Here is a 20308-nt window from a genome sequence, read left to right on the forward strand (position 1 = left end):
CTGTGACCTCGTAGATCCGTCCTCGCGGGTGATGCCGAATCGCAACAACGGTCAGTCTCATTTTGTTTCGCGATCCCCGCCATCAATACAGGAGTTCGCCATTCCTATAGTACACCTTTGCCCTTGGTCTGGATCATAGCCTATGCGCGTTTTCGAGCTTATCATACTTGCCACCACCGAGTGAGGAGGTCAAGGCTCTATCTTCTTCTGATGTCAGTTGAAAGACAAAATCATCCGGAAACCTGGACTGGTCTCGCGTCATTACACGGTTAGTCGGCGGGTGATCTCATCAAGGAACTCGCGCGCGGCTGCGATCCCGCTGCGGGCCTGCTCCTCAGCAATTACCATCAGGGCATAGTCGCCTTCTGCCCGATCCTCAAATGCATCTCGCAGCCTGAGAAAATGATGGCGCGAGATCTCACCGCTCTGGATGAACTCCTGATTGAACGCCGCAATCACTCCGGAATGTTTGGATCGCCGGATGTCCCTGGTCAGGAGAAGCGCCTGGGCTCCGTAGAACATGGCGTAATAGGCGCGGGAGACCGAGAAGTCGTAGTCTCCATCTTGTGCCAGGCGCTCGGCAGCGTGGAGACTTCGTCGAGCCTTTTCAAGGAGCTCCCGGATCTCTTGCTTGCTCATTCGGGAATTCCCTCCTCCCGAATATTCTCGAAAATTGAGAAATCGCCGCGCTCTTCCAGCAGGTGTCGATCTGCAATCAGCGTGGCGATCACAAGGCCGAAATCAAGCGAGACCTCGCCCAGCACCGTGCGAAGCCGCTGTTTCTCAGTGAAGGTAATCTGTTCGGCCTCGATTTCGATGAGAACGTCCATATCGGAGTCAGGGTCGGCATCCCCGCGAGCCCTGGAGCCGAAGAGTGTCATCCTGAAGGTCCATCCAGGGAATTCCCGCTGGATTCGACTCCGGAGTTCGTGAAGTACTATTTGCTCCATCTCCGGAAGATCCTTCATCGTTTTCATGGGCGAGTCTCCTCCTCTGCCGTTCTCCGCCGCGCTTTACAGAACCCCTCTATCGCAAACAGTCCCACCGAGCGCCTTCACACCACTCTCGCTCATGAGGGACACTCCAGCAATTCGACCGGCAGGACCCGCTGGATACGCTGAAAATCGTGATCCTTGGTGAAGAGGGCCTTGCTATTTGCCTTGGCCACTACGGCAATCATGAGGTCCGGAATGCTGATTCCGTTGACCCCTCCCCGCTTCAGTCGAGACTGAACCTCTATAATCTCCTCCCAGAGCGATGCCGGCGCGGTTGCCAGCGGAAGGGCATCAAAATACTCCTTGAGCTCACGGAACTGTTTTGGCGTCCGGGCTCCGGGGAGGATTTCGGCTTTGATCAGGTCGCTGGTACAAACCCGTTCTTCCTCTAACAACTGGTCGAGCGTTTCCGCATAGGGGGAGTCCTGCACTCTGAAAAATTCCAGCCAGACTGAGGTGTCTACCAGGACATCGCTCACAAGGGCCCAACCTTTCGCTTTCGGCCAACGTCAGTGGGTGACGGTTCGATCTTTCCTTAATCGTTTCAAGTCGACGTCGAGGTCCAGCTTCCCTCGCAGGGATCGAAGTCGTTCGATCTTCTTGGACTGAATCAACTTTTGGAGTGAGAGAATCACGGTACCGGTCATCGTCTTGGTGCCGCAGATCCTCTTGGCTTCTTCCAGCAGGTCCTTTGGCAGGTCCATGGTGGTTCTCATCTCATTGCCTCCTCTATGCATCATTATTATGCATGATAATGACGCATATTCTGTATCACGTCAATGTTGAATCAACAACGGTGAGGAGTTAGGCGGCTCTGGGGCGGGTTTTGTGGGCCCAGGCGAGCAGGCGATCGAGGGGCCAGGTATTGATGACATCGGACTTCTCAATCCAGGCGCGACGGGCGGTGGCAACACCCAGGGACATGTTGTCGAGCTGGTCGAGGACGTGGGTATCGGTGCTAATGGCAAGCCTGACCCCAAGCTCCTTGGCCCGCCGCGCATGGTGGTCGTTCAGGTCGAGGCGCGACGGTTGGGCATTGATCTCCAGTGCCTTGTCGTGCTGTTTGGCCGCCGCGAAGACCGCCTCCATATCCACGTCGTAGGGGTCACGCTCGCCGATCAGGCGCCCGGTCGGATGGGCGAAGATGTGGACATAGGGGTTGCTGAGTGCCCTGACGATGCGGGCGGTCATCCCGGCCCGATCCTGCTTGAAGCGGGAGTGGATGGCGCAGACCACGATGTCGAGTTGGGCCAGCGCCCGGTCGGAGAAGTCCATCGTCCCATCTGCCAGGATGTCGCACTCGCTGCCTGCCAGGATTCGAATTTTTGTGTACTTCTTACTGAGGGCGCGGATCTGGCTGATCTGTTCGAGCAGCTTCTCCTCTGAGAGACCGCCCGCGATGGTGGCCGCTCGGGAGTGGTCCGAGACGATGATATAGTCGTATCCTCTCCGTTGGGCCGCCTCGATGAGCGCCTCCATGGGATGATGACCGTCGGTCCAGTTGGTGTGGGCGTGCAGGTCGCCGCGAATGTGGCGGAGTTGCAGTAGCTTGGGCAGGCGCCCTTCGAGGGCCGCCTCGACCTCGCCGGCGTCTTCCCTGAGTTCGGGCGGAATGTACGGCAGGCCGATCGCGTTGTAGACCTCTTCCTCAGTGGCGCCGGCGATTCGCGTGCCGGTAGTCTCTTTGAAGACGCCGTACTCGCTGACCTTCAGCCCCTTACGGACCGCGAGTTCTCGCACGCGGATGTTGTGGGCCTTGGAGCCAGTGAAGTACTGCAGCGCGGCGCCGAAGCAGTCGGGCTCGACCACCCGGAGGTCTACCTGAATCCCCTCCCGATGGCGGATAGTCGCCTTGGTCTCGCCATGGAGCAGCAGTTCCGCCACCTGCGGGAGCGACGTGAAGACCGCCATGACCGTGGTCGGCTTCGTTGAGGTGACCAGCAGGTCGAAGTCCTTGACGGTTTCGCGCATCCGCCGAAGGCTGCCGGCCAGGCTGATCTGCTTGACGTCGGGGAGCTGTTCCAGGAGCTGGACCAGCTCGTGGGCCAGCGGCAGCGCCCGCCCCAGCGGCATCCGCTCTCGCCCCGCCTTGACGACCTGGATCCCCTTCAGGATATTGTCGACCGTCTTCTGTTTGATGCCGGGCAGGCCGAGGAGTTTCCCTTGGAGGGCGAGCGCCTCCAGCCTTTCAACCGAATCGACCTGGAGTTGCTGGAAGAGGAGCTTGGCGGTCTTGGGGCCGACACCCGGGATCGCCATCAGCTCAACCACGCCTCTGGGGATTTCCGCGCGCAGTTCCTCCAGATACTCCATGCGCCCGGTCTCGAGCGCCTGCTGGATCTTGGCTGCGAGGTCCTTGCCGATCCCGGCGATGTCGGCGAGGCCGCCGCGGACCGCCACCGCCTCGATCTCCTCGGTCAAGGACTCCAGGTTCATGGCCGCCCGGCGGTAGGCCCGGATCTTGAAGATGTTTTCGTCCTTGATCTCCAGGAGGTCGGCGATCTCGTGAAACAGCTTGGCGATTTCGAGATTTCTCATGGCGGCGCCGAATGATACCGCGTGGGGGGTATGACGTATGTGGCGTGAAAGGTGGTACGCAGGAGTCCGATTACGAAGGGGCGACCTCGAAGGATCGTTCCGGCTGCAGCAACGGCATTGCCCATCGCTCAATGACGCCACTACGAACGGAAGCCGGATGCTCCAGGTCCAGATGGCGCTGGATCTCCCGGACAAGTCTGGTGTGAAGGTGGTGACCGGCGCCGTGAGCGATGATGGTCCCGACGACAGGCCGGCCAAGGAGATAGAGATCTCCCAACAGGTCGAGGACCTTATGGCGGACCAACTCGTCCCGGAAGCGGAGATCGCCGTTGAGCACCCCCCCCTCGCCAATCACGATCGCGTTTTCAAATGACCCGCCGAGGCCCAAGTTGCGACGGCGAAGCTCTTCGATATCTTTGAGGAACCCGTAGGTCCGGCAAGACGCAATCTCCTTGGCGAACATCTCCCTGGTAATGTCGAAGGCGGTCGACTGTTCTCCCAGGAGCGGGTGGTCGAAGCGCATCGTATAAATGACCTGGAGGCGTTTGGAAGGGACGATCTGAATGCTCGAGCGCTCGGTCTCGACAACCAAACGCTCTTTGATCTTGAGATACGTTCTGGCAACCATCTGTCGTTTGAGACCTGCTTTCCTGATCAGCTCGACAAACGGTGCGGCGCTGCCATCCATGGCTGGAACCTCCGCGCCGTCAAGCTCTACCAGCACGTTGTCCAACCCCGTTCCCGCAAACGCCGCCATCAGGTGCTCGATGGTCCTCACCTTGACGCCATCCTTGCCGATCGTGGTCGCATGATGGACGTCGACGATGTGCGCGGGTGTGGCCTCGATAGCAGGGGCGAGAGGAAGATCGATGCGCTTGAATACGACACCGAAGTTTGACGGCGCAGGCCGCAGAGCCATCTTGACCGACTGGCCGGTATGAATCCCTACCCCTTCGCAGGTAACTATTCTCTGAAGCGTTCGCTGATGGCTCACAATGATCTCCTCATCAGACCTGTTTTGGCTGAGATAATTCTCGCTCCAATTTACACGAACCGACAAAAATTGTACTTGAAGACCCTAATTTTCGCAAGTCATATACATGATCTCGCTATTATAAACGAATGAGCTGCCCTGTTGGTTGACACGGTCTGCGCGTCACTGTGACCTTGACACCCATCGTTGAAAGAGTCGCTGTATGGCATCACAACAGGGCAGATCCCTGAGAGGGGTCAGCACCTTTGCCATGCTCGCCTCAACCTCAGGTGGAACCGCCGGGATCCTCTGCCCAGCGCGATGAGCGCGTTTCGCGGAAGGATACTGGCGGGTTCGGCCGATTCTCAGTACGATCTCGCCCACCGCCGGCTCGCCGACCTCCTTATTCAGGATCGTCTTCAACTGGTGGCGCAGCATGTGGAGCTCATGCATCCAGATGGGATCCTGAACGCAGAGGTACAGACATCCACCCCTGAAATCCTCCACACTTGCCCGCTCTTTGATCCGATCGGCTATGGCCCTGTCCCAGGCTCGAAGGAGCGCAAGGTGACGGATCACTCGACCGAACCCCAGCCCTTGCAGGCTGCTCTCGAGGATGTCCGCGCACCTGGCAGGGGCGGTCTGCGCGCTCCGCCGTACCGACCTGTCCGCCTTCACTTGGCAAACTCTACCGTTGGCGCCGCCTTCGCCGACTCAGCCGCCTGGAAGTAGCTCGCCTGCTGAAAATGGAACAGTCCGGCGACGATCCGCTCAGGAAAGCTGCGAATCCGGCTGTTGTAGCCCTGCACCAGCTCATTATATCGCTTTCGTTCGACGGCCAATCGGTTTTCTGTTCCTGCCAACTCATCCATCAGGCGGATGAAGCTCCGATCCGCTTTGAGGTTCGGGTACCGCTCCACGACCACCAGCAGGCGTCCAAGCGCCACATCCAAGGCGTTGCTGCTGCTGATCTTGTCCTCAACGCTCTTGGCTCCCGCCATCCTCGCCCTGGCATCGGCGATGCTCTCCAACACCTCTCGCTCGTGAGCGGCATACCCTTTCACTGTCGCAACCAGATTCGGTATCAGGTCCGCCCGGCGCTGAAACTGATTCTCGACTTGGGCCCAGGCTGATCTGATCCCCTCGTCCATCACGACCAGTTGATTGTACAGGTTCCAGAGGTAGATACTGCCGGCAAGGAGGACGACGGCCAGGATGACCGACAGCCCAAGCAGGGGCGAGAAGGCCCGCTGCTGTCCATTCACGATTGGCCCTCCTCGCGGGGCGCTTCGGACAACGCTTCATCGAGCGCGCGGTTTGCGAGCGCGTCCGCCTGGCGGTTCAGCTCACGACCGATATGCTCAACTGACAACTGACAGCCGGCAGCGGATAGCTGATGTATGAGCGTGAGCGCTTGCGCGTATAACGCGGCGAGACGCGGGCTTTTGACTCGATACCTGCCCTGAACCTGTCTGACCAGCAACTCGGAATCGGATCGAATCTTGATCACGGCGGGGTGAAGTTTCCCTGCCTCCCTCAGCGCAAAAAGGAGCGCTTCATATTCGGCAACGTTGTTGGTCGCTGTGCCGATGTATTGGCAGAACGCGTGGTGCAATAGTCCGTCCCCTGCCTCCAGCATGACGCCGATCCCGGCCGGTCCTGGATTTCCGCGGGCCGCCCCGTCGATGTGAATCACCAGTCGCAGCCCGCGCGGGGTCGGGCCGGTATCCGGGCCCCCCGCGCTCCGCGCCGTCATCACCCTTTCCAATAGAGGATCCGACCGCATCCTTCGCAGGTGCGAATCTCCTCGTTCCGGCGAATCTCATTGTATAACTGAGGCGTGATGGTTACGTGGCAACCTTCGCAAGAACGGCTCGTTGCGTTGGCTACCGCCAGGCCGTCTCGACTCTTGAGGAGCCGAAGGTATAACTGTAACAGGGATGCCTCTACGTTCCTCGACCGGCTTTCTCTGGTCTTTCGTAATATCGACAGGCGGCCCTGTAGTTTTTGCAACTCGTCCTGTCGCTGCTGCTTATTCTTCAGGAACTCCGCCTGTGTGACCCGGACCTTCTCATCCTCCTGACCCCGGATCTTCATCACGCGATCGATATCGTCGAGGCTGACGAGAATCTCTTCCTCTAGCGTTGAAATCTTCTGCTTCAGCCCATCGACCTCCTTCAGGGTTGCAGAGTATTCCTGGTTGGTCTTGATTTCATAGAGACGACCTTGTCGCTTTTTGAGCTCTCTGCCGGCCTCATCCAACTCGCGCTCTTTCTGGCGGCGAAGCTTCTGGAGTTTTTCCACCTCAGCGGTGGCCGCATCGAGGACTGCCTTGGCTTGAACTAATTGCTGCTCCATCATCCGGATCTGATCCGGGATGGTGGCGATGGCCCCATCGAGCACGGCGATTTCGGCGTCGAGCCCCTGTAGTTCGATGAGTTGCTCTAAGTCCTGAAGCACGTTGCCCTCCGGTGGCAAGAGACTAGCGACAACCGTGGTGGGCCCACCTGGACTCGAACCAGGGACGACCCGGTTATGAGCCGGGGGCTCTAACCAACTGAGCTATGGGCCCCAGCAGAAGATCAGCAACTAGTGCAGTGTCCCACAAATACCTTTCCAATCCGTTCGTGGTGAGCTTGTCGAACCCATGAACGGAACCTATTGACCTACTGCACCTTCGACAGGCTCAGGGCGAACGGAAGGTGTAACGAATCGTTGGATACGCTGCCCTAGGATTCCACAAAACTCTTGAGCTTCCTGCTCCGAGTGGGGTGGCGGAGTTTCCGTAGCGCCTTGGCCTCAATCTGCCTGATCCGCTCGCGGGTCACATCAAACTGCTGGCCTACTTCCTCCAAGGTATGATCCCGTCCATCCCCGAGCCCGAAACGGAGCTTCAAGATCTTTTGCTCCCGTTCCGTCAGCGTCTCGAGTACCTGCTCGGTCTGGCCGCTTAAGTTCATGCCGATGACGGCCTCGATCGGGGAGATCACCGCTTTATCCTCGATGAAGTCGCCTAGATGAGATCCTTCCTCCTCTCCGATAGGCGTTTCCAGAGAGATCGGTTCCTGAGCGATCTTCAGAACTTTCCTGACCTTATCAACCGGCAGATCGATCTTCTGGGCGATCTCCTCCGGGGTCGGCTCCCTGCCAAATTCCTGAACCAGGTACCGGGAGGCGCGGGTCAACTTGTTGATGGTTTCGATCATATGAACAGGGATCCGGATGGTGCGGGCCTGATCGGCAATGGCTCGCGTGATCGCCTGGCGGACCCACCACGTGGCATACGTGCTGAACTTATATCCCCGTTGGTATTCAAACTTATCGACCGCCCGCATCAGGCCGATGTTCCCCTCCTGAATCAGGTCAAGGAACTGAAGGCCACGATTGGTGTATTTCTTCGCAATGCTGATCACCAGGCGGAGGTTGGCCTCCACCATCTCCTTCTTCGCCAGATACGCCTTTCGCTCGCCGTTGGTAATGGCATGCAGCAAAGACCGCAACTCCTTTGGGGAGGCATCGGCCTCTTCTTCGACCCTCCGAATCTTTCGCTGGATAGCCGTGACGGCGTGTTCACATTCATCCAGCCCCTTCCGGTCGAGCCCCGTCCGACGTAGAATTCCTCGTAAGGCGACCGGTTTACCCCGGCCGTTGCCGGAGATGATTCGGATATCCTCCATAGTCAAGTGGTGGACCCGCGCCACCTCACGAAGCTCCTGCTCGCCCTGTTCGATCCGTTCCAGGAGATTGCGGATTCTGGCCACCACCCGCTCGATCACCCGCTGGTTCACATGGAGCTTTCGAATCAGTGTGGCCTGCGCCGCCTTGCGGCGCGCCAGCTCATCCAGGATCTTCTGCTGCCACCGCTCGCTGAGACGGCCAACGCCGCGCTGGTAACGGCGCCGGAGGCCATCGATCTTGACCTGCTCATCCCGGAGGGCTTCCAGGGACGGGGTGTGTTCGACAAGCAACTCGCGCTCTTTCTGCTCGGAGAGCTCGTCGAACTCATTGAGCGAGAGCAGCTCATAAATACGAGCCCTGCCGTGCAAAAGCCGCTCCCCGATTTCCGTGATCTCCCGAACCGCGACCCCCGCCTGGCAGACAGCTTCGGCTACCTCTTTGTGGCCTTCTTCGATTCGTTTCGCAATCTGAATCTCCCCTTCACGGGTCAGCAGCGGGGTTTTCCCCATCTCCCGCAGATACATCCGAACCGGGTCGTCGGTCCTGCCGACGGTCGATGGAATCAGCTCTGGTTCCGCCTCGGCGCTTTCTTCTTCCTGCTGGGGCGCAGGCGATCTGGCCGCTTTAGATCGCTGTGTTTCATCAACGACTTCGATATCCATCTCATCGAAGAGATTGAGAATCTTATCGATCTGGTCGCCGGATGTGACCTCTTCCGGTAGAAAGCTATTCACCTCATCGTAGGTCAGATACCCCTTTTTCCGCCCGAGCGACACCAGCGGCTTGATCCCCTCTTTGACAGCAGCCTGGACTATCGTGGCCGGCTTTTTGGCGTTTCTGGAGCCGGTATTGCTCCGAGCGTCCTTTGCCGGCGGAGTAACAGGGGCCGCCTCTGTCTTATCCCGTTTACTCAAGACAGCCCGCTTGCGAACCACATGAAGAGGGCGCGTGACCTGACTGCGCGTTCTCCATCGAGCGGCTTTCGACGGTCGTCTTGGCTCGTGCGCATTTGCCATACTGTCTCCCTTTTATTTCCATCTGTCAGTCATCTGCTATGAAACTATGAGCTATAAGTTATCTCAAGGCCCCGCGATACTGTCCGGACGCAAGAGGAGGCCGGTCGCGGCTGAGCGCAAGAAACTGGGCCTGCAGGCGCGTAACGGTCGCATGATCACCCGCTCGTTCGGCCACTTCCATCTGTCGCCGGAGTTCATCGCCCTTTTCGCGCTCATGCCTGACTGCGAGGCGCGCAAGATAATCGGAGAGGGCTCGCTCAATCGCCTCCTCCCCGTCGTACTCCCCGAGATCTGTTGCCAACAACTGCGTGAGTACCCGCTGCGCTCCCGGTTCTACCATCGCGAGGGGTATCGCGCCACGGCTCGCCTCGGGCTCCATGATCGCGTACTGAAAGATCCTGCGAAGTATGCGATCCTCCAACTCCTCCGGCCGCACGCACTCCCGCACACGATGGGCCGCGCCGGGATGGTGCAGCGCCAGGTGGATAAGCTTCCACTCTATCGACGGCAACCCTCTGGGTTGCAGCGTTGGCGGCATGGTGTCCCGCTTGCGGCCTCTCACCTGGAGGTTGAGCTCGCGGACGATCGCGTCATTGGAGAGCGATACGCGGCGCGCCAGCTTTTCCGAATAACGCTGCCGCGTAATCTCATTACCGACGGCGCCTAAGATGGGCAGGACGGCATTCACCGCTTCGGCCTGGCCTTCGGGGCTGGTCAGATCGAACCCTGAGACCTTCCGATCGAGCAGGAACTCTATCAGGTCCTTCGATTGTGCGAGCGCCTCGGCGAACGCTGACGGGCCGCGCTCCCGCAGAAAACGATCAGGATCTTCTCCGTCCGGCAGCAGGATCACCCGCCAGTCCAGCCCGCTGTTGAGTAAGCTCTCGACGCAACGCCTCGCCGCGGCGATCCCGGCCGGGTCCGGATCGAATATCAGTAACGCCCGTGTCGTAAACCGGCGGAGCAGGCCGATCTGTTGAGCGGTCAGCGCTGTGCCCAGGACTGCCACGGTGTGTTGTACGCCATGCGCGTGCAGCGCGATCAGGTCGAAATACCCTTCCACCACAAGGGCCGACCCCCGATCGCGAATGGCGGGTGCCGCCAGGTGCAGACCGAAAAGATGCGCCCCCTTTTTATAGATAGGGGTCTCCGGAGAGTTCAGGTATTTCGGCAGGGAATCGTCCAGGACACGGCCGCCGAAGGCGATCACTTGACCCGTCGGATCGCAGATCGGGATCATCAGCCGGTTTCGAAAGCGGTCATACGCCCCACTCCCATCTTTGCGCGGCAGCGCCAGCCCCGCCTCCTCCACCTGTTTCTTGGAGAATCCCCGGCGCAGCAGGTGGCGAAGGAGCCCATCCCAGGAAGCTGCTGCGTACCCGAGCCTGAACTGCTCAACCGCTGAATCCGGGATTCCACGACTTTTCAGATACTCACGGGCAGTCGTCCCGACCGACTGATGCTGAAGCTGGTGGCGAAAGAATTCCGCCGCCACCTTGTGAATCTCCAGCAGCCCCAGGCGCGCGTGCTCGTTCTGTCCCGTCCCTCTTTTGGCATTGTCGCGGAATTGCGCCGGCAGGCTGATCCCGGCTCGATCGGCCAACGACCGGATCGCCTCGGGGAAGCTCAGGTGTTCCTGCTTCATCAGGAACCCGATCGCATCCCCGCCTTCCCCGCAGCCAAAACAGTGAAAGATCTGACGCTCCGGGTTGACTGTGAAAGAAGGGGTCTTTTCGCTATGAAAGGGGCACAGGGCCTTATAGTGACGTCCGGCAGGCTTCAGTGGGAGGTAGCTGCCAACAAGCTGTACGATGTCGGTACCGGCCAGCACCCGGGAGACCGCCTCCTCCGAGATCACTGTCCGCTCATCCTTTTCATGCCGCTCCGCCCATGTGAACACCATGGGGATGTAACTCTACAATGGTAGCGCCGATCCCTCCTTCACGGTAGTCGGCTACCCGAAAGCTCTCGACCAGCGGGTGGTTGAGAAGAAGCTCCGCAACCGCTTTTCTGAGGATTCCAGAGCCCTTTCCATGGATAATGCGAACGGTGGAAAGTCCGACGATGAAAGCGTCTCCAACATACTGGTCAAGACGCCGTGCCGCTTCAGTCGCATCACACCCGATCAGATTCAGTTCCCCATTCACGTCATCCTGTGTCCTGGATAGTCGGATCGGCCTGTTCGTCTCACTCCGACCGGAATCACCCGGGGACACAACGGCTTCCAGAGGGACCCTCACCTTGCCAAGAGGAAGCCGGATTTCTACTATCCCGGCAGGTGAGGGCTTTCCGATCACAGTCCCACGCTGCCCGAGCCCCTTGATGACAACCTCCTGCCCATCGCGAACCGAAGCCGCGTCAATGTTGCTTTCTACGCGATCCGAACCGGTCACATCGCTGAGTCTGGTCTTTGTCTCCTGCTCCAGGTCGAAGAGTCGCCGGCGCACCTGCGCCGCCGACCGCCCACGTGACTGCTCCGACCTGAACTCCCGGAGGAGTCGATCGATCTCAGCTCGAGCGTCAGCAACAGCTCCCTCGGTCTGTTGACAGGCCAGCCGGTACAATTGCTCAGCCTCAGCCCTCGCCGCGTCCCGTCGAGCCTCGGCCTCACCGCGCGCCTTCGCCGTCTCGGCGGCCTCGCGGGTCAGTGTCTCACGCTCTTCGGCGAGGCGCGCCTGCTCGCCCTCCAGCCGATCCAGCAGCAGACGTAAAGGATCGCGTCCCTCGCCAAGCAGCCTCTCAGCCTGCTGAATGACTCCCGGAGGCAACCCGACCCGAGCGGCAATCGCCAGGCCATGGCTGCGACCAGAAAGTCCAATTAATAATTTATACAGCGGTTTCAGGGTGTCAAGGTCGAACTCAACGCAGCCGTTTTCGATTCGAGGATGCGAATAGGCATAGGCCTTGATGGCGTCCAGGTGCGTGGTCGCCACGACCAGCGCGCCCCGCTCCAGAAGCGCCTCAAGGATGGCGATTCCCAGGCACGCCCCTTCGACCGGATCGGTGCCGGCGCCGAGCTCGTCAAGCAATACCAGGGTCCCGGGGCGTACCGCGTCGAGGATGCGCCGAATCTGACTGATGTGGGAGGAAAAGGTACTCAGGCTTTGCTCAATGCTCTGCTCGTCGCCAATATCCGCCAGGACGCCGCTGAACAAGGGGACCTCGGAGTCCGGAGAGGCCGGCAGGTGTAAACCGGCCTGCGCCATCAGCGAGAGCAGGCCGGCGGTCTTCAAGGCGACCGTTTTGCCGCCGGTATTCGGTCCGGTGATGAGCAGCGCGTCAAAGCCATCGCCCAGACGCAGGTCGATGGGTACGGTCTGGTGAGCCCCGGCCGCGTCTATCTGTTCCAGCAGGAGCGGGTGCCGGGCCTCGCGCAGCAGCAGAGGACCTCTGTCTTTCAAGGAGACAGGGGCACAGTGAAGCGCGTCGGCAAATCGAGCCGCGGCAGATCGGACGTCCAATTCAGCCGCGAGCAGTATCGTCGAGAGGACCGCATCGGCCTTAGAGCGGAGAGAGGCAGTGAGCGCGGCCAGCACCCTTCTGATCTCCTCCTCTTCAGATCGCTGCAACAACCGTAGTTGGTTATTGAGCTCTACCACCTCCTGGGGTTCCAGGAAGATGGTGACGCCGCTGACGGATCGATCCTGGACCACACCCTTCACGACGGCCCGGTAGTTCGGTTTGACAGGGATCACATACCGGTCGTTTCGGAGCGTCACAAGCGATTCGGCGATGTAGGGCTGGAGGGCAGGGGCCATCAGCAGAGACTGCAATCGAGCATGGATCAGGTTGCGGAGTTCATGGAGTCGAAGTCGAAGCTGGTTGAGCTTGCGGCTGGCCGTGTCCTTGATCTCTCCATCCGCGTCGATGGCTGCATGAATCTCCTCTATCAGGTCGGTATGATCATCCAGTCGGGAAGCGATGGCATGAAGTTGCGGGCACAACTCCCTGGAGCGTACGATTACGTGGCGGATCGCCGCTGCCGCTTCGAGCGATGTGGCGACCCTGATGAAATCGATTGCCGCGAGCACGGTCCCCTCTGGTCGGGATCGCCGGACCGACTCTCTGATGTCAAACAGCTGGTCAAATGGAAGTGTGGCTTCCCTGGACAGCAGCGCCCGGAACTCCTCAACCTCGTTCCGGACTGTCTTCGCTTCCTCCAGCGTTGGAAGAGGATGGATGCCTTGTGCCAACTCTCTTCCCAGCGGCGATCCGGCCTTGGCAGCCAATCGTGCCTGGATGGCCGGCCACTCCAGGACTTCGAGGGTGTGCTGGTCGATCTGATTCATCTAACGCATGGGCCTCCGGATGCCCAGGGACCGCGTGGATCCACTATAAACGCACAGGGGACTCGAAATCGAGTCCCCTGGACGGCCCACCCCAGTATGGGGGTCAATTCGTGATGAGGCAATTGCGCGGTCATCACCGCCGTGACAATGCGTCTTTGACCATCTGGCTGGCCACCTTCCCATCAGCCCGGCCTGAGATCTCCGGCATCAGGAGAGCCATGACCTTCCCCATATCCTTGACAGAACTCGCCTGCGCCGCGCCCACCGCTTCCTCTATCTTTTTTTGAAGCTCTTCCAGAGAGAGCGGCGGAGGCAGGTACGATTCGAGGAGCTTCAGCTCGGCCTCCTCCTTCGCGGCCAGTTCATCGCGTCCCCCCTTCATATACTGCTCGATGGCCTCTTTTCGGATCTTGCAAGACGCGATCACCGCCTGGATGATTTCCGAGTCGTCTAACTCTCCCCGCTTTTCTATTTCCCTATTCTTAATGAGCACGCTGAGCAGCCGAAGCACCGACGTCCTCAAGCGATCCCCACTTTTGAGGGCCGTCTTGAGGTCCTCGGCCAATCGCGCCTTTAACACGCCCACGCCCTACTCTACACCGAAGCGGACACGCTTCAAGGCCTTCTTTCTGGCAGCTATCGATTTTTTTTTGCGGCGGACACTGGGCTTCTCGTAATGCTCGCGCTTGCGGAGTTCTGACAAGACCCCAGCCTTCTCGCACTGTTTCTTGAAACGGCGGAGGGCGACCTCGAACGACTCGTCCTCCTTGACCGTCACACTCGCCATCCCCTTCACACCCCCTTGTCAATAGCGATGAGATGCACTACGGTTTGACAGGCTTCTCTGCGGAAGCTGGAGGCTGCCGCATCCCGATTCGGCTATATTTTATTATGATCGCACCATTCGCACGTTAATGTCAATGTTTTTACCAGCGTTAAGCTTTTCCAGTGCAGCGTTCCTAGCACTTCTTTACATTTACCGTTCGCCCTGAGCCAGTCGAAGGGCAATGTGTACTCAACGCCTCCCATCAGTGGTTCGACAGGCTCACCACGAACGGACTGTAAAGATTTCACCGGGACAGCACACTACTTTCTGCCAAGCAGGTTGTTCAACACCTTCCAAATCGGCTCAGCGTGTAGCCTCACTCAATAATCGTGACCTTCTTCATGACGTCCCCCCGCTTGATCTTCATAACGATGTCCATCCCCTCCACGACCTGGCCGAACACCGTGTATCCGCTGTCCAGCCTGGGTTGTGGCGCCAGGGTGATGTAGAACTGACTCCCAGCGCTGTTGGGCGCAGCGGTTTTCGCCATGGCCACCGCTCCGGTGGTGTGTTTGCGCGAATTGACTTCATCCTTGATGGTGTAACCGGGCCCACCGGTACCGTCTCCCTTCGGATCACCGCCCTGAGCGACAAAGCCGGGCACAACCCGATGAAAAGTGAGGCCGTTGTAGAAACCCTGCTTGGCTAGCTTGATGAAGTTCGCTACGGTCCCTGGGGCGTCGTTCGCGTAGAGTTCCACTACGATCTTGCCGGCCGCCATCTCGATGACAGCCTTTGGATTTTTCGTAGTCTCGGCCTCGGCCACAGCATGAAAACTCAACAAGACCAGCCCGACCCCCAGCATTCCAATCGCGCTTCGCATCGCATTCCTCCTGTTAGAGTTGAAGTTGTGTCGGTTTTCAATACCACCACCACCTTTACCTGTCAAACCATTTCCCGCACGCTGACCCCCAGAACAGATAGGGGCTCTCTAAGCAGTTACAGCAACGGTGTACATTGTGGGGTCACCAGCTTCCGCTGGCGCCGCCGCCTCCGCTCGATCCGCCGCCGAAGCCACCGAATCCGCCAAAGCCTGAGGAGCCGAAGCCGCCACCTGACCAGCCGCCGCTGTAGGGGCCGATCGGAAACCAGATGAAGCGATTGCGGAATCCGCGCGGGTCGCGGCGACGAAATGACCGCTCGCTTGCCATGCTGATGGCAATCAGCCCAACCAGCAGGAGTAAGAAGAGCAGGACGGGAGTAGTCTGAGAAACCAGGTGTACTGATCCGGTTCTCCGTTCGGGAACCGGCGCCTGAAGGCGGTACGAGTCGGGCGATGGGATCTGAATCTGCTTGTGCCTAGCGATGATCTCGACGATCCGGGCGATGCCCGCCTCGATCCCTTCGGCGAATTGGCCCTCTCGGAAGCGCGGCGTGATCGTATCGCGGATGATCTCTCCGGCCAGTCCGTCAGGGATCGTTTCCTCCAGACCGTAACCCACCTCGATCCGAAGCCGCCGTTCTGTCGGAGCGATCAGCAGCAACATCCCTTCGTCCTGCCCCTTCTTGCCGATCCCCCAGGCAGTAAACGCCTCGACAGCGACCTCTTCGACCGACTGTCCACCGAGGTTCGGGATGGTCACGACAGCGATCTCGACCCCCGTTTGTCGATTGACCTCTGTCAGGAACAGCTCCAGACGATGCTTCGTGGAGGCATCGAGCAGACCGGCGAGATCGCTCACCCACCCTTCGGGCTTGGGGAGGGAGATGCCGGCGGAGGGCGATCCGGAGAACAGGCAAAGAGCGAGCGCGCAGTAGAGTGGAAGCCAGCGATAGATGAAGTGAGAGGGGGACGAGAGGCGACGGTCAGGCGGCATCGATAAGCGCAACCACCCGCTCCCACTCTTCAATGAGGCGGGAAAGGATCTGCCTGATATCGGCGGTGGCCAGTCGGATCGATCCACGCTTGTGAGCGAGGAGCGTAGTCAAGAGGTCCCGATCGAGATGATGTTGTGAAGCTGCCGATTCAATGACCTCCATATCGGTGGTCGGGACAGGCGTCCCGTCCAGACGTATGATGGCGCGAAAGACCGGGAGGAGGGAGGTGATGGCGCCCGCAAGGAGGCCGTCAAGCGCCTCTCCGCGATCCGACAGCTCCAGGTATCCTTGCCGCAGTCGGATCAGCACGCCATGGAGCTCTCGTCGGCATTGGGCCCGAAGATGCTCGGGTGACACCACGATGGCGGAGAGTGCGTGAGAGCCACACAGTAGGCGACCGGACTCCTGGATATCCGACACCTCAAGAGGGAAGGCGCGGGCGGCGAGCCGGAGCTCGCCTTCCGTAAGGAGCAGGGGGACGATCTTGAGCCTCCGCCATCGGCGAAGCTGCTTCGCCGTCTCCGCCAACTCCTCCAGCCTGACCGATTGCAAGATAACCAGCAGGTTTACATCGGATCGGCCGGGGATGAAATCGCCACGAGCAGCGCTTCCATAGAGCCAGACCGAAACAAGTTGCCGATGGTACACCCGGTTGAGGGAATCGACAACTGCCTGGAGTTGTCCCTCTAATGTTGCCCCCAAGCCGGCCGACGGGATTGTCTTATCCATCCCCCATCCCATGGTAGGTCATGACGCACGCCGGACCTCGAACTCGAACAGTAGCAGTTGCTCGGCCGAGCCGATATAGAAGGAGCCGACCTCAAGGATGACCGCTTTGGCGTCAGCATCAAGTGGTGGGAAGAGGAGCAAACCCTCCCGGTCGAGTTTCGGAGGCACAACCAACAAGTTGGTCAACACGGTTTCGTCCAGTGCTCGCAAGGCTTTTGCCGACTCGCGATGTTCGGAAAAGAGACTGTACAGCTCATCGTACGAGAGCGCTGCCGATCGGCGATCCTGCTGGTCCACCAACACGGCCTGGCCCGGATCGAAATTGACGCGATCTCGTCCCACGTTCTGGATTCGGAGAATGAAGGCGAGAAGCCCCTTGGTTTTCTTCGGAAGTATTTTAAACGGGTTCAGCAGGGTTGGTCGCCGCGCGTAGTAGGCGTCAAGGCCTTTCTCCGTCAGAGGCTCAACGGTGACCGTCGCTCCGCCAAGGGTGGCAATGATCAGGTCACCCTGAGCCTGTAACGTGGGTTGACGCTGTGGCCCAGGGCGCAGCATCAACCCGGACTTGCCGCTCGGACCTAAGGCGCACGCGGTCAGCGTTATCACGATCAGGAGAGAAAAAAAACGGGCTACAGGCCCGTTGGCAAATAGAGGTTTCACGTTCTACCGCGCACGTGAATCGCTTCAGGCCACAAGCGCTCGCAGGCGGGCAATACGCTCTTCGACGGGCGGGTGGGTGGAGAAAAGCTTGAACAGTACGTCCCCGCGAAGTGGGTTCACGATGAACAGGTGTGCGGTGGCGGGGTTGGCCTCCATAGGCAGACGGTTGGCGCCGACCTCAAGCTTTTGAAGGGCTGAGGCCAAGGCATACGGCTTGTGGGTCAGTCGAGCGCCCGATTCGTCGGCCTGAAATTCCCGGGACCGCGAGATCGCCAGTTGGATGAGCGTCGCCGCGATAGGGGCCAGGATGGCCAGGAACAGAAATCCCATGGCGCCTCCCCCGCGATCATCGTCATCGCGGCCCCCGCCGCCAAAGATCGGCATCCACATCGCCATCCGGGCCAGCATCACAATGACGCCCGCGAGTGTTGCCGCGATAGTGCTGATCAGCGTATCGCGATTGCGCACGTGGGCCAGTTCATGCGACAGCACACCCTCCAACTCCTCCTCATTGAGAATCCGCAGGATTCCCTCAGTGGCGGCGACGGCTGCATGTTCGGGGTCGCGCCCGGTCGCAAAGGCGTTGGGGGCCTCGGTGGGAAGGACGTAGATGCGGGGCATCGGCATATGGGCTCTCAGCGTCAGCCCATGGACAATCCTGTGCAGCTCCGGCGCTTCAGCCTCGCTGACAGGCTGGGCCCTGTACATCGCGAGGACGATCCGGTCCGAGAACCAATAGGACCCGAAGTTCATCAGGAAGGCCATGACGAAGGCGATGCTCATCCCTCGGCTCCCGCCAAAGTAGCCTCCGATCAGGATCAGTAGGCCGGTCAGCAGCCCCAGCAGGGCTGTGGTCTTCAACGTATTATTCATGGTGCGTTCACCCTCCTTCATTCAACGCGGAGATACGCTTATTCCGCGCTGAAATTATACTCCTTCTATACAGTAGTGCGGTACTTCCGCTGTGTCAAGGATAACCGGTTCAACGGGGGTTGAATCGGTGTAGCACTCACCCCTTTATGGGTGAACCCGGCGGAGCAGCCCGCGTCTTCTGACCGGCACAAGTCCCTCTTCCTCGCGGCCCTCCCAGTGTTTTATCTCGGCATCGAATTGTTCGGCCATTGCCCGCAGCAGTTCATTCATCTGGCGCTGCATCCTGTCCATCCGATCCCGCATGTTCAGGATGACCTCGACTCCAGCCAGATTCACGCCGAGCTCCTTGGTCAGCCGCAGGATCAGTTCAATTCGCTCCACATCCTCTTGCGAATAGACCCGCGTATTGCCCTCGGTGCGGGCCGGCTGAAGGAGCCCTTCCCGCTCATAGACCCGGAGGGTCTGCGGGTGGATATCGAACATCTCGGCCACGATGCTGATCGAATATCGACGTCGCCGCTGCCCCACTTTCATCCCCCTTTCAGTTCCCCCGTACCAATGAGAAGATGGTTACTTCCAGATTGCCCGCCTTGGATCCTCCGGATGCAGGCGTCCCAACTCCCGGAACAGTTCTTGCGATCGCGTATCGAGGTTCCGGGGTAGAACAATCTTGATGGTGACGAACTGATCACCCCGTCCCGAGCCTTTCAGGTGCGGCACCCCCATGTTGCGGAGACGAAAGACCTGCCCGCTGCTCGTCTCCGGGGGGATTCGCATCGAAGCCTTCCCGTCTACAGTTGGGACCTCAATCTTCGCCCCCAGCGCGGCCTCAGCCACGGAAATCGGCACTTCGCAGTAGATATTATCCCCCTTCCGCTCGAACAAGGGGTGAGGGCGGACACGGGTCACGATGTATAGGTCCCCGGATGGACCCCCGAGTCGCCCCACATGGCCTTTTCCCTGGACCCTGACATTCGATCCATTTTCCACGCCCGGCGGGATCTTCACGGCGATTCGTTCGGTCTTGAGTACCGTCCCTGCTCCATGACAGGCGTTGCACAGGGATGAGGGTAGCTTGCCGGTCCCACGGCACCTGGAGCACGCCTGGTGTCCGCCAAACAGTCCAGGTTTCCCTCGCACCCGCCCGCTGCCTTCGCAGGCAGGACAGGCGTAAAACTTACCTCCTGTCCCGGCCCCTGTGCCCGAGCAGGAGGGACAGGGGACGCGCCGCTCGAGGCTGATCTCGGTGGAGAGGCCCCGGACTGCGTCTTCGAACTTCAGGTCAACGGCGTAATGGAGATCTTCGCCCTTGGATGGCCCGGTCTGGGCCTCCTGCCCATGTCGGCCAAGCAGGTCAGAGAAGAGATCTTCTATCCCGCCAGGGCCCCCGAGGTCAAACTGGGTGAAGTCGAACCCACCCGGTCCCGCTCCGGGCTGCCGGCCTGCCTCGTGCCCCGCGCCAAAGACCTGGTGCCCGAACTGGTCATACTGCCCGCGCTTGGCCGGGTCACTCAAGACATCGTACGCCTCGGTGATCTCCTTGAACTTCGCCTCGGCCGCTTTGTTGTTGGGGTTGACGTCAGGGTGGTACTTCCTGGCCAGGCGCCGGTAGGCGTGCTTGATCTCTTTGTCCGAGGTGCCTCTGCGGACGCCAAGGACTTCATAGTAGTCGCGCTTATTCATGCTTGCACCGGTAACTCCTTAGGCGTTTAGACTGAAGGCTGGAGGGTTTACGTGCTCGACATGGTGTGTGATCGCTGCGTTATTCGTATAAGCCTTCAGTCTTCAGTCTTGTATCTTTACAGTAGCGTCATGAACAGGTATAGAGTCGTGGTCGAGGATCTAACACATCCGGACGTGACAGACCGCGTCAGTCTTGGTCCGGTGAGACCGTGAGATAGCACGGGTCGTCA

The 20308-nt window shown here is 59.6% G+C and carries 22 protein-coding genes and 1 tRNA gene; all 23 read right to left on the reverse strand.

The annotated features are described in order from the left end of the window. Positions 1-261: 261 nt before the first annotated feature. Positions 262-639 (reverse strand): HEPN domain-containing protein, encoded by a 378-nt coding sequence (locus tag KGL31_07795; GenBank protein ID MDE2321802.1) that lies wholly within the window; start codon positions 637-639, stop codon positions 262-264. Continuing rightward, on the reverse strand, positions 636-977 hold the full coding sequence (locus KGL31_07800) for a nucleotidyltransferase domain-containing protein (GenBank protein ID MDE2321803.1): 342 nt from the start codon (positions 975-977) through the stop codon (positions 636-638). The genes KGL31_07795 and KGL31_07800 overlap by 4 nt, the downstream gene beginning before the upstream one ends. Positions 978-1069: 92 nt before the next feature. Continuing rightward, positions 1070-1474, reverse strand: coding sequence for a PIN domain-containing protein (locus KGL31_07805; protein ID MDE2321804.1), 405 nt, complete (start codon positions 1472-1474; stop codon positions 1070-1072). Positions 1475-1504: 30 nt separating this feature from the next. Continuing rightward, complete coding sequence (locus KGL31_07810) at positions 1505-1711, reverse strand: type II toxin-antitoxin system VapB family antitoxin (protein MDE2321805.1); 207 nt, start codon at positions 1709-1711, stop codon at positions 1505-1507. Between the two features lie 88 nt (positions 1712-1799). Continuing rightward, a complete protein-coding gene (polX, locus tag KGL31_07815; GenBank protein MDE2321806.1) occupies positions 1800-3533 on the reverse strand; it encodes a DNA polymerase/3'-5' exonuclease PolX in 1734 nt (577 codons plus the stop codon). Between the two features lie 70 nt (positions 3534-3603). Next, positions 3604-4527 carry a UDP-3-O-acyl-N-acetylglucosamine deacetylase gene (locus KGL31_07820; protein ID MDE2321807.1) on the reverse strand — a complete coding sequence of 308 codons (924 nt, stop codon included), beginning with the start codon at positions 4525-4527 and terminating at the stop codon, positions 3604-3606. Positions 4528-4689: 162 nt separating this feature from the next. Continuing rightward, positions 4690-5184, reverse strand: coding sequence for a DUF721 domain-containing protein (locus tag KGL31_07825; GenBank protein MDE2321808.1), 495 nt, complete (start codon positions 5182-5184; stop codon positions 4690-4692). After that, the gene (locus KGL31_07830) at positions 5181-5657 is read right to left on the reverse strand and encodes a LemA family protein (GenBank protein MDE2321809.1); all 477 of its coding nucleotides are present in this window, start codon (positions 5655-5657) and stop codon (positions 5181-5183) included. The genes KGL31_07825 and KGL31_07830 overlap by 4 nt, the downstream gene beginning before the upstream one ends. A 110-nt stretch (positions 5658-5767) precedes the next feature. After that, on the reverse strand, positions 5768-6262 hold the full coding sequence (locus tag KGL31_07835; GenBank protein ID MDE2321810.1) for a ribonuclease HI family protein: 495 nt from the start codon (positions 6260-6262) through the stop codon (positions 5768-5770). After that, positions 6262-6966, reverse strand: a complete 705-nt coding sequence (locus KGL31_07840; protein MDE2321811.1) for a hypothetical protein — start codon at positions 6964-6966, stop codon at positions 6262-6264. The genes KGL31_07835 and KGL31_07840 overlap by 1 nt, the downstream gene beginning before the upstream one ends. A gap of 35 nt (positions 6967-7001) precedes the next feature. Next, positions 7002-7078: transfer RNA gene (locus KGL31_07845), tRNA-Ile, on the reverse strand. Positions 7079-7235: 157 nt separating this feature from the next. Continuing rightward, a complete protein-coding gene (gene rpoD, locus KGL31_07850) occupies positions 7236-9200 on the reverse strand; it encodes an RNA polymerase sigma factor RpoD (protein MDE2321812.1) in 1965 nt (654 codons plus the stop codon). Between the two features lie 58 nt (positions 9201-9258). After that, the gene (gene dnaG / locus KGL31_07855) at positions 9259-11103 is read right to left on the reverse strand and encodes a DNA primase (protein ID MDE2321813.1); all 1845 of its coding nucleotides are present in this window, start codon (positions 11101-11103) and stop codon (positions 9259-9261) included. Further along, the gene (locus KGL31_07860; GenBank protein ID MDE2321814.1) at positions 11075-13489 is read right to left on the reverse strand and encodes an endonuclease MutS2; all 2415 of its coding nucleotides are present in this window, start codon (positions 13487-13489) and stop codon (positions 11075-11077) included. The genes dnaG and KGL31_07860 overlap by 29 nt, the downstream gene beginning before the upstream one ends. A 133-nt stretch (positions 13490-13622) precedes the next feature. Continuing rightward, positions 13623-14075 carry a GatB/YqeY domain-containing protein gene (locus KGL31_07865; protein ID MDE2321815.1) on the reverse strand — a complete coding sequence of 151 codons (453 nt, stop codon included), beginning with the start codon at positions 14073-14075 and terminating at the stop codon, positions 13623-13625. Between the two features lie 3 nt (positions 14076-14078). Next, complete coding sequence (gene rpsU / locus KGL31_07870; GenBank protein MDE2321816.1) at positions 14079-14276, reverse strand: 30S ribosomal protein S21; 198 nt, start codon at positions 14274-14276, stop codon at positions 14079-14081. A gap of 355 nt (positions 14277-14631) precedes the next feature. Further along, on the reverse strand, positions 14632-15138 hold the full coding sequence (locus KGL31_07875; GenBank protein ID MDE2321817.1) for a peptidylprolyl isomerase: 507 nt from the start codon (positions 15136-15138) through the stop codon (positions 14632-14634). A 142-nt stretch (positions 15139-15280) separates the two neighbouring features. Continuing rightward, positions 15281-16132 carry a TPM domain-containing protein gene (locus KGL31_07880; protein MDE2321818.1) on the reverse strand — a complete coding sequence of 284 codons (852 nt, stop codon included), beginning with the start codon at positions 16130-16132 and terminating at the stop codon, positions 15281-15283. Further along, complete coding sequence (locus KGL31_07885) at positions 16122-16862, reverse strand: nucleotidyltransferase domain-containing protein (protein MDE2321819.1); 741 nt, start codon at positions 16860-16862, stop codon at positions 16122-16124. Before KGL31_07885 ends, KGL31_07880 begins: the two co-directional genes overlap by 11 nt. An 18-nt stretch (positions 16863-16880) precedes the next feature. Next, the gene (locus KGL31_07890; GenBank protein ID MDE2321820.1) at positions 16881-17522 is read right to left on the reverse strand and encodes a hypothetical protein; all 642 of its coding nucleotides are present in this window, start codon (positions 17520-17522) and stop codon (positions 16881-16883) included. A gap of 24 nt (positions 17523-17546) precedes the next feature. After that, on the reverse strand, positions 17547-18395 hold the full coding sequence (gene htpX / locus KGL31_07895; GenBank protein MDE2321821.1) for a zinc metalloprotease HtpX: 849 nt from the start codon (positions 18393-18395) through the stop codon (positions 17547-17549). Between the two features lie 144 nt (positions 18396-18539). Continuing rightward, on the reverse strand, positions 18540-18923 hold the full coding sequence (locus KGL31_07900) for a helix-turn-helix transcriptional regulator (GenBank protein ID MDE2321822.1): 384 nt from the start codon (positions 18921-18923) through the stop codon (positions 18540-18542). A 42-nt stretch (positions 18924-18965) separates the two neighbouring features. Then, entirely contained in the window at positions 18966-20078 is a 1113-nt protein-coding gene (gene dnaJ, locus KGL31_07905) for a molecular chaperone DnaJ (GenBank protein ID MDE2321823.1), read from the reverse strand. Between the last annotated feature and the right edge of the window lie 230 nt (positions 20079-20308).

This window comes from Candidatus Methylomirabilota bacterium (genome assembly GCA_028870115.1).
Classification (GTDB): domain Bacteria; phylum Methylomirabilota; class Methylomirabilia; order Methylomirabilales; family Methylomirabilaceae; genus Methylomirabilis.